The organism is Oribacterium sp. WCC10 (assembly GCF_900113415.1).
In the GTDB taxonomy this organism is placed as follows: Bacteria; Bacillota; Clostridia; order Lachnospirales; family Lachnospiraceae; genus Oribacterium.
Genome location: NZ_FOPH01000001.1, coordinates 267,115 through 281,223 on the forward strand (window position 1 = coordinate 267,115; position 14,109 = coordinate 281,223).

Genomic DNA, 14,109 nt, shown 5'->3' on the forward strand with positions numbered 1-14,109 from the left:
AAGTAGGGGGATAAAGCATTGCCGGGCACGGAACATACTGATGTGATCGATTTTCTCTGACATAAAGGACGCTTCGATCACGCCTTGGATTTATACACTAAAACTCCCTTGACCGGGAAGGGCAAGGGAGTTGAAAACTCTTAAATTCAGTTTTACTTTTCTGCCTCAGCAGCATTCTCCTCAACGATCTGCTTCTGAACGTCACCAGGAGCCTGCTCATATCTTACGAACTCATACTCGTAATCACCGGCACCACCGGTCATTGATCGAAGGTCTGTGCTGTAGCCGTAGAGACTTGACATAGGAGCTTCAGCCTGAACGACCTGCTTGCCCTGTCCGATAGACTCCATGCCGAGAACTCTTCCGCGACGCTTTGTCATATCGCCCATGATATCACCTGTGTTTGCGTCAGGAACGGTGATCTTGACGGCTGCGATAGGTTCAAGGATGACAGGCTGGCACTTCATGAAAGCATCCTTGAATGCCATATTGGCAGCGGTCTTGAATGCCATATCGGAAGAATCTACAGGATGGTATGAACCATCAAGGAGTGTAGCCTTGATACCAACTACAGGGTAACCTGCAAGAGGTCCCTTCTCTGTCCCTTCCTGGATACCCTTTTCAACAGCAGGGAAGTAATTCTTGGGAACCGCACCACCGAATACCTTCTCTTCGAAGATGTAAGGTGTATCAAGATCGCCTGATGGCTCGAACTGCATGATGACATCGCCGAACTGACCGTGTCCGCCGGACTGCTTCTTGTATCTGCCCTGAACCTTGGCAACCTTCTTGATGGTCTCCTTGTAAGCGAATCTTGGCTTCTCAAGGATAATGTTTACATTGAAACGCTCCTTGATCATGGATGCAACAACCTCAAGCTGCTGATCACCTATACCGTAGATAAGTGACTGACGGTTACCGGGATCTGCAACGGTCTTCAGTGTCTTGTCCTCGTCCATCATACGTGCAAGAGCTGTTGAAAGCTTATCTTCATCAGTCTTGTTCTCGGCACGATAAGCCTTATATGTGTAAGGCTTTGAAATCTGAGGTCCATGGTAAATGATAGGAGCATTTCTGTCAGCCATGGTGTCGCCTGTAGCGGTAACAGTAAGCTTTGCCACTGCACCGATATCTCCGGCCTTTAACTCAGTAACCTCTATATTCTCTTTTCCGCGAAGTATGTAGATCTTTCCTACCTTTTCAACCTGTTCCTTGTTTACATTGTAAACTTCAGTGTTAGGTGTAAGGGTTCCGGTGCAAACCTTGAGCAGAGAATATTTGCCCATGAACGGATCTGCGATGGTCTTCCAGACCTTAGCGGTAAGTGTGGCATCTGAATTGTACTTCGCTGTGAAACGTTCGCCGTTTGAAGCGTCAACGCCGACAGTCTCGAACTCGTCCGGAGCCGGGAAGTACTTGTCGATAACCTGAAGAAGAACATTGAATCCCTGTATGTTGATGCCGGAACCCATAAGTACAGGAACCATCTCACAGGTCTTTACGCTTGCTCTTAATGCAGCCTGAATCTCTTCGACTGTGAACTCTTCACCGCCGAAATACTTCTCCATGAACTCGTCGGAAGTCTCGGCAACCGCTTCAAGGAGCGCATTTCTTGCGATATTAAGGTTCTTCTCTACATAGTCAGGAATCTCTGCGGCTTCATACTGGTTGAGATTGGTGAACTTACGTCCTTCCATCTTAACTACGTTTACGAAACCTACGAATTTTTCATTTTCACGGATTGGAATCTGGAAAGGTGCGACAGATCTGCCGAAGCGCTTCTCAAGATCGAGTACCAGCTGACGGAATGATGCATGATCATCATCCATGTTGGTTACGAAGAACATACGTGGAATGTGGAACTTCTCACAGATATCCCATGCCTTGACTGTGCCGGGCTCTACGCCTGCCTTACAGTTCACAACGATGATGGCTGCGTCAGCAACTGAGATAGCCTCCTCTACTTCGCCCACGAAATCGAAGTAACCCGGAGTGTCGAGTATATTGATCTTTAAATCTCCGCTCTCACCCTTGTATTCAACCGGGATGGTTGATGTGGAGATAGAAAACTTTCTTTTGATTTCTTCTTTGTCAAAATCTGAAACTGTGTTGCCCTCTGGGATGCTGCCCATACGGCTTGTTGTGCCGGTTACGTAAGCAAGCGCCTCGGCTACAGTTGTCTTTCCTGCGCCGCCATGTCCCAAGAGAACAACATTACGTATGTTGCCGGTGTCAAATACCTTCATAAGTCTTACCTCCTGTCTTCTCAAACGCCTGTCACTTTTATATTCGCCTTCGGCAAGTGACCGGGCGCTGCGGTCCGGATTTCACGACTTCCCAAACCGCTGTATGCATACGAAGTATGTAATATGTAAGTATTTTACTAAAAAAGAGAGGTTAATACAAGAATTTAGGAAAATATGTATAAAGAATATAAAAACAAAATAAAAATCCTTCGGGCGAAATGCCTGAAGGATGATATGAAAAATTAAAAACAGATATGAAAAATGTTTATTGGATGCAACGATTTCATGAAAACCGGAATGACAAGCTTTCGATTTTACATTTATGACTATTGGCTTATCTGCATCATAATAACAGGCACTGAATCATAGACACCCGGACAGGTTCATTTCAAAGCATCATCTATCCCTCTGATCCTAATGTCATTGATAATCGCACGTTGCTCAGCATCAGGCTTATCCTTTAAATAATGCGCAAGACTGGCCATCTTCATTCCTGCAGCAACGGGATCACTATTATTCATCCACACCGAAATGCCACCGGCTTCAGCAAGCTGTCTCTTTAACTCTTCTTCGTTCATAATAAATCCCTCAATACTATTTCCTAAGTTACTACATTATCACTCGGCAACAACTCCATCAGTTATAAGTAGTAGGATTTCAAGGGATAATTCATGACTCAATCATTTCCTGATTTGTATTTAAGGAGTATTATTTCAATCAGTTTAAGCTATATCCCAACATTAGCGGAAGCCATGTTGTGAGAGGTTCAAATATTGCTATAGCAACAAGAACAACTATATTACAGGTGATATACGGAAGTGCATGTCTGAATATTTCAATAACCGGCATGCCGTTTATCTTGTTACATGCATTCAGACACATTCCTACAGGGGGCGTAACAAGGCCTATAGCAAGTCCGGTTATAATGATTGCCCCAAACTGAAGTGTAGAAAAACCATACGCATGCATAACCGGTAAAAGAATCGGTGTAAGAAGCAGTATGGCAGGAGAAACATCGATAAATGTTCCAATCATAAGAATCAGCAGAACAAATATGATTGCTACGCAAAATCTCGGAAGATTCAATCCCTCAAAAAATGCTGCAACCATCTGAGGGACTCCCTGCATTGTAAGAACCCATGTAAAAATAGTTGTAAATCCAATGATTATCATTATGGAAGAACTCTGTATAAAGCTCTTTTTTAAAGCAGCCCAGATTTTTGCCCATGTTAATTCGTGATAAATAAAGAATCCGATAATCAATGAATACAAAACCGCTACACCGGCACTTTCAGAAGCGGTACATACTCCGCCTGATACACAGATGATTATGAACAATGGCAGAAGAAGTGCCGGAAGACCTTCAAATAAAGCCTGCTTTACTTCCTTGCCTGAAATCTTTGTTTTCTTTGGATGCCAATGATTCTTTTCCGAAAGAATATATACAAGTATAAGCTGTGTGATACCGATGAGGATTCCCGGAATAGCACCCGCCATAAACAAAGCGCCAACCGAACCTCCTGAAATCATCGAATAGACAATCATAGGTGTTGATGGAGGAATGATCATTCCCATGGTTGATGATGCAACAGTGATTCCGGCGGCAGTACCGCTGGGATATCCCGCATCTTCCATTGCGGGAATCTCGATTGATCCAAGAGCAGATGTATCTGCAACAGATGAACCTGAAATTCCTCCAAATATCATGGAAGCTACAACATTCACCTCTCCAAGACCACCATTTATAGGATGAACTAAAACGGTACAGAAATTCATAAGTCTGTCTGTGATTCCGCCGACATTCATAAGCTCACCAGCAAGCATAAACAGAGGCATTGCTATCATTAGTTCGGAAAAAGTACCATTCCATATTCTCTGAGGTATCATACTTATAAAGTTAGGCGAAAATGTCTCAATATAAGTGATACATGCTGCACCAATGGCAAACGCCAGGGGTACTCCTATTATCGCAAATATGATCAACAGTACTAAAAGTATTACCATTGCCATGATCGTATCCCTCCTCACGCTGCCTCTGCCTGATCTTCGGGCAGGAAAACTTCAATCAACTTCACAATGATACAGATCGCACAGATAACTCCGCTTACCGGCATGATTCCGTACATATACTTCATGGGAATTTCCATACCCATGCTGATCTGCTTTCCTGCCATAGCTACATAATTGAAGCCCTGAACTGTAAACACAAGATCAACGATGAGCATAATAATGAGATTTACAATATTAAGGATCTTTTTTATCCCCGGTTTCAAAGAGTTATAAAGAATGTCAATCATTACATGTTCGCCCTTAATGACATTTATCCCCATTCCCCAGAAAGTTGTAAATGCAAAAAGCGTTACATTAAACTCTGAAAGTTCTTTCCAGCTCTTGGAAAAGAAATATCTCATTATAACTGCAAAACAAACCGATACAGCAAGTAAAGCCAGGGCTATCACTCCGATATTAAAATAAACATTAAACAGGCACCGTCCATATTTCCTTAACTGTTTCACGATATTCTCCTAATCTTCTATTAATAGGTTTCCATATAAATAGCGCACATAAGGATAGTGCGCTATTTTAAGATCTTATTCGGTTTTGCAGCTGTTACTTTGCATTAGCTACGATTTCAAGCATCTGATCCATCTCTTCCTGAGTGCAGATTCCTTCGCTTATCATCTTCTTGTATACAGGCTCGGCAGCTGTCTTGAAAGCCTGAAGCTCATCCTCGGTAGGATCATAAACTTCTGCACCTGATGCGATGATTTCCTGCTTTGCAGCTTCGGAATTCTCATCAATAAGCTGGTCGTTATACTCACCCATTTCAGTTGCGCATTCGCTTATTATGTTTCTATACTCTTCAGGAAGTGAATTCCACCATGAAGCATTTACATAGAATGGATCCGGATGGAACTGGTAGTTAACCGCTGTGAAATACTTCTGTACCTCATAGAATTTCATACCGACAACATTTACCCAAGGGTTTTCCTGTCCATCAGCAACACCTGTCTTAAGCCCCATGTAAAGATCGGCATAAGGAACAGATACTGTTGAAGCACCCATCTCCTGGAAGGTAAGATCAATGGTCTTCATGCCATTGGTACGCATCTTGAGACCTTTAAGATCATCCGGAGTCTTTATAGGATGATTGTTGTTTGAGAACTGACGGTATCCGCCGGCATCGCAGAGGTTGATAATTACTGTTCCTGTAGATTCCTCGGCTTCAGCGCATACGCTTTTTGCGAGATCTGACTGTAAAAGTGCTGTAACCTGTGCTCTGTTCTGTGTAAGGAAAGGCGCTGTAAACATAAGAAGTCTCGGTGAAAAATCAAACTGTCCGCCTCTCATACCCTGAACGGTTCCCTGTACTACCTGCTCAAGCATCTCTTTTTCTGTGCCAAGCTGACCATTTCCGTAAACTGTAACTTTGACATGACCGCCTGTCTTCTCTTCAACATCTGAAGCAAACTTTTCCATGGAAACAAATCTTGGATTACCTTCAGGCTGTGCGTGTCCAACGATCATTGTGAAATCACCGAGATTTTCAACTTCTGCAGCAGCCTTTGTTTCACCGGAAGCCTGAGTTGTTTCGGTAGATGAATTTGCTGCTGCGGTTGATGTCGATGCTGCTCCTGATGCGCCGCAGCCGGCAAGCATTGCTATAGACATAGTAGCTGTCAATAAAGTTGCCAGAAATCTTTTTTTCATTACTTTTCTCCCTTTGTATAAAAAAATCAAATCTCACATTGCTTGTATACAAGTTCTATATTTTGATTCTATTTCATAATTAAATTGTTGTCAATACATTAGATATTTACAGCATTAAGGCTGAAAATATGTGCATTATGCATAAATTGAGTTATATACTACACGGATGATTATACTTTATGATATAATTCTTCTTGTATACATCAATGAGCGTTTTAAAGGAAAATTGTATTATGTCTAAATATAGTTCGGAAGAAATATATAGAATCCTTGAAAATGATTTGGTCACACTAAGGATAAAGCCTGAGGAGATATTAAGTGAAAATGCCCTCAGTGCACGGTTCGATGTATCCAGAACCATAATACGAAGTGCCCTCCAGCGTCTGGCTCAGGCAGGCTTCCTTGATATAATTCCTCATGTTGGTACTAAAGTGACATCTATAGATTTGGAGGAAGTGAATCAGTTTATTTATATGCGAATTGCCATCGAGGTTAAAGTCATTAGAGATTTTATAAAGACTATTACTCCACCTCAGATTGAAAAGCTGCGTTTTTATCAACAGGCTTTTGAGCGATCAGTCAAAGCTGCGGGAGACCTTTCTCAAAAAAATCCCGAAGAAATGAATGAACTTCTTTCCAAAGATTTGGAATTCCACAAGGTATATTTCGAATATATGCATAAAGAAATACTGTGGGATGTAATAAGCCAGCCCAAACCTGGATATTCAAGATTTATACGACTAGATCTAATGGGTGGAAATAATATCCCCGATGTTTTACAGGAACACTCCGAGCTCATGGATGCAATAGAACGTTCAGATTCTGATGCTATAGAAGGTATAGTTTCCAGACACTTATATGGCGGAATTCGAAGATTGGGTTCGAGAATATATTCTGATGAATTGAATCGATACATAAAATCATAGGGCACCAAAAGTATCCTCATAAAATAAAACCGGAGACTTTTATGCCTCCGGTTTGTTTGTGAAGTTGATATTCGATAAAGATAACTTGTGATGATAAAAGCTTTTTAAACTGCTTTTGCCGGTAAAACACTTTTTATGATTATATCATACATTGCTGACACAAGATTTTTCTCATATCTGCATTTCAGATTTACTCTGGTTGAGTTGATAGAAATAAGCAGTTCACCATCGGCATCAAGGAACGGGTAAAAACGGCATAATTCGTAGCCGGTTTCATTGGCGTTGATCCTGTATGCGCAAAATGGTTCTACCGCTCTTATATCGGGTTCTACAGACCAATGCCCATTGATACTTCTGCTGATATTGTTTGCTATTTCCATAAGAGTCATTCTGAGTTCTGTCATACCTGCGCCTTCATTTGCCTGTAACTCTTCAAGTTTCATTTCCCTTCCACCTTTCTTGAAATATTATCCTCGTCTTTTGTCTGAAATCCGGGGACAAAACTCAAGCAGTTTAACATGATTTTGTGAACTAAATGTGTTTTTTTCTGAGTTAAAAATCATCTTTCTTCACGGAAAGTGTAACGAGTGCTTATAAACTCTCTTAAAATCGCAATATTTTGGTATTGACAAATTGTATATAAATCAGTACAATATAAACAAGTTAAAGAGATGTGGCGAGTGCTTCACAGATCCAAAACGATTCGTGACGAACAAAGAACGGTAGATGAAATGGCGTGAGCTTCATGGATTCGAGGTTCTTTTTTTGTGCTCCAGTCTTATATTTATTTATCTTCCGCTTTCACTGAATCCCTATGCTTCTCCATTTCTCCATGACCCCAAGATATAAAGAACCTTTCTTTTTAACAAAACCTACTGAAGGATATCATTTTGTTAGTATAGCTCACATCGGTTGGAAATAAAGACATTTTTCAGTCTGGCATTATACTTTTTGAATAGTCAGTCAGCCATAATGGCTTATCTATAAATCAAGCACAATGGTGCTGACGTACTATATATTTCCGGTTAATCCGGTAGGTATTCATCTTATATCATACATATATCTTCTAAGTGTCGTGATTGCCTGCTCCTTTGCCTCTTCCTCGTAGAAGGAAATACGGAGAGCGCCTTCACCATGGTCACGGGCATTGTTGATGCCGATGTTCTTTATGGAGATACCCTTTGATGCAAGGATAACTGATATAGTGGAAATAGCACCGACTTCATCTGCGATATCAACGGAGAAGCTGTAATCCGGTGTCAGGGCACCCTTGTTCTTTGAGTCAATAGAGTTCCTGTAGGCTCTTGAACTCTCAAACATATGAAGAATCTTCTTGTCCGATACCTCCTTCTTTAGTGAAGTTGAGATATCCTGAAGGGACTCAATGTAGCTGTCGAGAAGTGTTACAAGCGGAACGGAATTCGTGTCACAAATCTGCTCCCACATCTCCGGACTTGAGCTTGCGATACGTGTAATGTCTCTGAAACCGCCTGCTGCGATAGTTTTCATAAGGTGTGATTCATCGTCAGAGTCCTTCACAATATTAACAAGTGAGCTTGCGATGATGTGCGGAAGATGTGAAACCGCAGCCACCGCTCTGTCATGTCTCTCGGCAGGTACTATGATAGGGATTGCTCCAAGGGATGTTGCTACCTCTCGAAGTGTATCAACAAGTCTCGGATTCTGGTCTGATATCGGTGTGATGATATAGTAAGCATTTGAGAAAAGATAATCTGTTGCAGCTTTATAACCGGTCTGTTCCGAACCTGCCATAGGATGTCCACCGATGAACTTGGCCTGAAGTCCAAGCTCAAGTGCCTTGTTGCAAACCGCCGTTTTTGTAGAACCTACATCTGTAAGTACAGCGCCCTCTTTCAGAAGCTTACTGATGCTATCCATGTAGGAAATGTTGGTTTCTACAGGTGCGCAAAGGAATACGATATCAGCCTCTGAAATTCTTTCGCTGTCAGGAGTGTCCAACACTACATTGATGATTCCTTCTTCCTGAGCAACTTCAAGATTTGACTTGTTTCTTGCATAAGCCATGATGCGGATGGAAGGATCCTTCTTTTTGAGTCCCTTTGCAATGGAGCCTCCGATGAGGCCAAATCCAATAAATGCTGCTGTTTTCATAATTAGCTTCCCTCTTCTCGTTATTATTTAAAACACTTACACACTTTAACGCGTTTAAGTGCAAAAGTCAACAAAACAATCAGATTTTTAAATCCACGGTACTTTCATTAATCGGATTTATATAGGATTTATATGAAATCCTGTCTGAGCCATCAGATAAGTTAGTAAAAATACTTTACAACTTATACCTGCGGATAGTTCAACAGTCGGGTGATTGATATAAACCATTATACCAAAATACCCGACTGTTTAAATTATCATATTCTATTAACTGTAAACTTAAATATATATTATTGCGACCGGGCAGCTGACGGGCTCATGAAACCGTCAGCTGCCCGGTTCTGATGAAGATATACAGGTGGAATGAATTACATCTGATGAACTATACGCGAGTTTTAAGAGCTATAGGATTCAATCCCTCAGCTCATGAAATCAAAAATACTCATCTGGTTAGACTCCGGTATATCACCGAGAAGCCCGAGTTCACTGAACTTCTCCACGAATCCCTTAGGACAGTGAGTACGGTTAATGAAATCGTCCTTACTGAGATATTTAACTCCGCTCTTTCCTCCGTCCTCGATACCCTGGGCAACGGCTTCTCCGAGACCTGCCATGGATGTAAAACTCGGCATGATCTTCTTATCCGGAGTTATGGTGAAGTCCTTGGCCTTTGCCTTATAGATATCAAGAGGTGCAAACTCAATTCCTCGGGCATACATCTCCTCACAGATACGCATGTCACGGAGACACACGGCTTCTGTGTTGGTAGGTTTCGGAATATTCATGTACTGATCGATGTAGAACCTGAGTTTATCAAGTCCACCGCACATCTTATCGTAGTCGAAACCGTCGGCACGGATACTGTAGTAAGCCGTGTAGTACTCGATTGGGTGGAACACCTTACACCAGGCAACACGCCATGCCATCATAACGTAAGCTGCGGCATGAGCCTTCGGGAACATGTACTTGATTTTCTTGCAGGCATCGATGTACCACTGGGGAACATCGTGGTCCAGCATGTCCTGACACCAACTGTCCTTCAGAGGTTTATGCTTACGTGTAGCCTCCATGATACTGAAGGACTCGCCGGGATCCATGCCCTTGTGCATGAGGTAAACCATGATATCGTCTCGACAACAGATCGCCTGCTGCAGAGTGGTTACTCCATCCTTGATGAGATCCTGTGCATTATTCAGGTATACATCAGTTCCGTGAGACAGACCCGAAATTCTGATAAGGTCAGAAAAATATTTCGGCTTTGTATCCTCAACCATCTGCATGGCGAAGGAAGTTCCGAACTCGGGGATTCCAAGGCATCCGAGTTTGACACCGTGAATATCCTTAGGTTCAATGTTTAAGACCTCCGTTGACTGGAACAGGCTCATAACTTCCTTACAGTCAAGAGGAATGTCCTTAACCGGGTCGATACCTATGAGATCCTGAAGACGACGTATCATGGTAGGATCGTCGTGCCCGAGGATATCAAGCTTCAAAAGATTATGGTCGATCTTATGGTAGTCGAAATGCGTAGTGATGATAGGCGAAGACATATCATTTGCAGGGTGCTGTACAGGTGTAAATGTATTGATATCCTCACCGTGAGGAAGAACTACGATTCCGCCCGGATGCTGACCGGTGGTACGGCGGACTCCAACGCATCCCTGAACAAGTCTGTCTATCTCTGCGGTACGCTTCTCGACACCTCTTTCTTCATAGTACTTTTTGACCATTCCGTAAGCCGTTTTATCCGCAAGTGTACCGATGGTGCCGGCTTTGAAGGTATGCCCGTCTCCGAAGATGACGCCGGTGTAGGCATGTGCCTTGGCCTGGTATTCTCCGGAGAAGTTAAGGTCGATATCAGGCTCCTTGTCTCCGTTGAATCCCAGGAAGGTTTCGAAAGGAATATCAAAACCCCAACGGTTAAGTTCGGCACCGCACTTCGGACACTTCTTGGGCGGCATGTCACAACCTGCCATACCGGAGTATTGCTTGACCTCCGGTGAATCAAAATCATACCAGAAGCAGTCCGGGCACACATAGTGCGGACTCAGAGGGTTAACCTCCGTGATATGGGACATGGTGGCTACGAAGGAAGAACCTACGGAACCACGGGAACCAACCAGATATCCATCCTCGTTTGACTTGTCAACCAGCTTCTGGGCGATGATGTACATAACCGAGTATCCGTTACTGATGATGGAGTTAAGCTCTGTCTCAAGGCGGCTCTCCACTATCTTCGGAAGCTCGGGCCCGTACATTCTGTGGGCGGTCTCATAGCAGATCTGTCGTAATGTTTCATCCGAGTGTTCGATGACCGGAGGACACTTATCCGGACGAACCGGACTTATGGGGTCACACATATCTGCGATCATGTTCGGATTGTCAATGACTATCTCTCTTGCCCTTTGCGGCTCAAGATAAGAAAACTCATCAAGCATTTCTTTTGTGGAACGGAAATAAAGCTTTGCATCACTTTCTTCTTCATCGAATCCACGACCTGCCTGAATGATCTTACGATAGATGTCATCATCTTCATTTACGTAATGTGCATCGCAGGTTGCGCATACAGGTTTGCCAAGCTGATCCGCAAGAGAAATGATCTTCATATTGTAGTCAATGAGATCCTGAGTGGTGGTTGCGGAATACTTGTCACTTCCCAGCATGAAGCTGTTGTTGCCCAATGGCTGTATCTCAAGATAGTCATAAAAGGCGGCAATATTTAAAAGTTGTGCATCATCCGCGCCACGAAGCATGTTCTCGAAGACTTCACCCATTACACATGCGCTTCCTATGATGAGACCTTCTCTGTACTCACGAAGCAGAGACTTCGGAATACGAGGTCTTGACTTGAAGTAATGCAAATGGCTTTCTGATATCAAACGGTAAAGATTTATTCGCCCGATATCGTTTTTTGCAAGAAGTATGATGTGGTATGTCGGAAGCTTCATGACATTTGCCGCATGGTCGTACTCGAGAGTATCGATTTCGGCAAGCTTTGTGCAGCCTCTTGCTTTAACCATTTCGATCTCTTTAATATAGATTTCGGCTGTGCATCCTGCATCATCCACGGCTCTGTGATGATGTTCAAGGGAAACATTAAGCTCCTTGGCAACAGTGTCCAGCTTATATCTGTTGAGCTGTGGCAGCAGCAAACGGCTGAGACTTACGGTGTCAATGATGGTGGGATTGTAAGTGAGTCCCAGACGCTTTGCATTTTTACCGATGAAGCCTGTATCGAAAGAGGCATTGTGGGCAACTATGACAGCGTCACCGCACCACTCAAGGAACTTTGGAAGAACCACTTCGATGGGATCTGCACCTATAACCATGGAGTCGTCAATGGATGTAAGCTCTGTGATACGGAACGGAATGGGAACTCCGGGATTCACGAAAACATCCATGCGATCCACGATCTCGTTATTGTGAAGCTTAACCGCACCGATCTCAATGATATGGTCGGTGTCTGAGTTGAAACCGGTGGTTTCTATATCGAAAACAACGGTATCGTGACAGAGTTCCTGACCTTTATCATTTACAACTATGGTCTCAAGATCATCGACAAGATAACCTTCGCAGCCGTAGATGAGCTTGAAGTCCTTATCATGACCTGTCTTCTTCAGATGAAGGTTGGCATCCGGGAATGCCTGAACCACTCCGTGATCAGTGATGGCCATGGCTTTCATACCGAAAGATATGGCGGTGTTAATATATTCACTGACATCGGATACAGCATCCATATCAGACATCTTTGTATGAAGATGAAGCTCTACACGCTTGTCAGGATTGTCATCTGTACGCTTTGCACGTTTGATGTCGTGCTTAAGGATACCGTCGACAAAACTCATTTCAACCTGCTTGTCGAAGGTATCAAAAGATACCGAACCCTTGATCATGAGTCCGGTTCCTGCCTTTATGAAAGCATTGGCAAGTTCCATATCCTCGTCATCCACGAAGATCTTGCAGGTGATGGAATCTGTGTAGTCTGTTATGTCAAACTTGAGGATATTCTTGCCGGTCTTTGTATGAACAGGATCGTGTACGAGGAAAATGTTTCCGGCGATAATGATATTGCCGGAGCCTGCATCTATATCACTGAGAGGTACAGCTTCACCTTCAAAATACTTTCCGTAAAGAACCTCTTCGTTTTCGGACATCTTGAATGCACGCTTTTTACGCTGGAACTGTCCGTTTCCGCCGCCAAAACGATTGCTTCCGGGTTGTGAGGAGCCATTAGCTGCTCCGTTTGAAGAAGCTGCTTTCGTCTGATCATTGCTCTTTGGTGCGCCATTTGCGGCAAATTCGGCATCCATTCTGGCCTTTTGAGCCTCGAGAGCGGCCATGGCAGCAGCCTGATTATTTCCGCCGCTTGCCATATCCATGCCGGATATATTGAAGACATCACGGGATTTCATGAAGCCCTCTTCCTTTTGTATTTCCGCCCTGCGACGTCTTGATTCGTCGGTGTCACCTCTGAACTCAGGTGGAACATAGTTCCTGTCAAGCTCCTGTGGATACTCTATCTTCTTCTCCTCATAAAGCATGTTAAGATTGAATGCTATAGAGCATCGATCCTCAAACAGACGCTTTAAGACATGAAGAAGTTCCTTGGCTGACTCCTTGTATAGATGAGAGTTTGGGACAGTGAGGTCCAATGTATCGTCATCCTGCCAGGAAAGCTTTCCTCTGGTCAGCATATTGTGAAGGACGATGTTGTAGTTCTTCAGTTCTATAAGGATACTGTCCTTATACATGTCAAAAAGAGTTCTCGCATTATATTGAGAACTCAGATGGAAATTTTCAGATATTTTGACGGTGATATGCTTTCGACCGAAAAGCTGTTCCTTGATGATCTTTTCTACTGCAAAAACTGATCGTTTGTCGATGAGATGTGGACTTGTGATGTAGATGCGGATCATTTTGTGATCTTTCGTAATGGTCACACGAGTCACATATGTGTCACGAAATAAACTCTCGAGCTCTGCACTAAGTTCGAGAGTTTCAAATACTTCGAAAAACTTTTTCATAGGTTTCGTTTTGTCTCAGCGCCCTCGTTTCCACGGTAATCTGCGTTGAGACCCTTTCACTGATATAAA

At 43.1% G+C, this 14,109-nt stretch carries 9 protein-coding genes; 1 reads left to right on the plus strand and 8 read right to left on the minus strand.

The window, feature by feature from the left end:
* Positions 1–152: 152 nt before the first annotated feature.
* From BM294_RS01015 to BM294_RS01035, 5 genes are all read right to left on the minus strand, one after another.
* A complete protein-coding gene (locus tag BM294_RS01015) occupies positions 153–2,246 on the minus strand; it encodes an elongation factor G (RefSeq protein ID WP_091204029.1) in 2,094 nt (697 codons plus the stop codon).
* A 383-nt stretch (positions 2,247–2,629) separates the two neighbouring features.
* Positions 2,630–2,824, minus strand: a complete 195-nt coding sequence (locus tag BM294_RS01020) for a hypothetical protein (RefSeq protein ID WP_091204031.1) — start codon at positions 2,822–2,824, stop codon at positions 2,630–2,632.
* A gap of 139 nt (positions 2,825–2,963) precedes the next feature.
* Positions 2,964–4,256, minus strand: a complete 1,293-nt coding sequence (locus BM294_RS01025; protein WP_091204033.1) for a TRAP transporter large permease — start codon at positions 4,254–4,256, stop codon at positions 2,964–2,966.
* 14 nt (positions 4,257–4,270) lie between these two features.
* Positions 4,271–4,762 carry a TRAP transporter small permease gene (locus BM294_RS01030; protein WP_242944373.1) on the minus strand — a complete coding sequence of 164 codons (492 nt, stop codon included), beginning with the start codon at positions 4,760–4,762 and terminating at the stop codon, positions 4,271–4,273.
* A 94-nt stretch (positions 4,763–4,856) separates the two neighbouring features.
* Entirely contained in the window at positions 4,857–5,957 is a 1,101-nt protein-coding gene (locus BM294_RS01035) for a TRAP transporter substrate-binding protein (RefSeq protein ID WP_091204035.1), read from the minus strand.
* 233 nt (positions 5,958–6,190) lie between these two features.
* Here BM294_RS01035 and BM294_RS01040 point away from each other — a divergent pair, with 233 nt between their 5' ends.
* Positions 6,191–6,883, plus strand: coding sequence for a GntR family transcriptional regulator (locus BM294_RS01040; RefSeq protein WP_175494390.1), 693 nt, complete (start codon positions 6,191–6,193; stop codon positions 6,881–6,883).
* 104 nt (positions 6,884–6,987) lie between these two features.
* On the opposite strand, the gene BM294_RS01045 is transcribed toward BM294_RS01040, so the two are convergent.
* From BM294_RS01045 to BM294_RS01055, 3 genes are all read right to left on the minus strand, one after another.
* The gene (locus BM294_RS01045) at positions 6,988–7,326 is read right to left on the minus strand and encodes a hypothetical protein (RefSeq protein WP_091204038.1); all 339 of its coding nucleotides are present in this window, start codon (positions 7,324–7,326) and stop codon (positions 6,988–6,990) included.
* Positions 7,327–7,924: 598 nt separating this feature from the next.
* Positions 7,925–9,016 (minus strand): prephenate dehydrogenase, encoded by a 1,092-nt coding sequence (locus BM294_RS01050; RefSeq protein WP_091204040.1) that lies wholly within the window; start codon positions 9,014–9,016, stop codon positions 7,925–7,927.
* A gap of 419 nt (positions 9,017–9,435) precedes the next feature.
* Complete coding sequence (locus tag BM294_RS01055) at positions 9,436–14,040, minus strand: PolC-type DNA polymerase III (RefSeq protein ID WP_091204041.1); 4,605 nt, start codon at positions 14,038–14,040, stop codon at positions 9,436–9,438.
* Positions 14,041–14,109 lie beyond the last annotated feature (69 nt).

Bases quoted from the DNA above. Each gene is read 5' to 3' on its own strand.
- BM294_RS01040 (WP_175494390.1), top strand. From the start codon at position 6,191: ATGTCTAAATATAGTTCGGAAGAAATATATAGAATCCTTGAAAATGAT.
- BM294_RS01015 (WP_091204029.1), bottom strand. From the start codon at position 2,246: ATGAAGGTATTTGACACCGGCAACATACGTAATGTTGTTCTCTTGGGA.
- BM294_RS01035 (WP_091204035.1), bottom strand. From the start codon at position 5,957: ATGAAAAAAAGATTTCTGGCAACTTTATTGACAGCTACTATGTCTATA.
- BM294_RS01025 (WP_091204033.1), bottom strand. From the start codon at position 4,256: ATGGCAATGGTAATACTTTTAGTACTGTTGATCATATTTGCGATAATA.
- BM294_RS01050 (WP_091204040.1), bottom strand. From the start codon at position 9,016: ATGAAAACAGCAGCATTTATTGGATTTGGCCTCATCGGAGGCTCCATT.
- BM294_RS01055 (WP_091204041.1), bottom strand. From the start codon at position 14,040: ATGAAAAAGTTTTTCGAAGTATTTGAAACTCTCGAACTTAGTGCAGAG.
- BM294_RS01045 (WP_091204038.1), bottom strand. From the start codon at position 7,326: ATGAAACTTGAAGAGTTACAGGCAAATGAAGGCGCAGGTATGACAGAA.
- BM294_RS01020 (WP_091204031.1), bottom strand. From the start codon at position 2,824: ATGAACGAAGAAGAGTTAAAGAGACAGCTTGCTGAAGCCGGTGGCATT.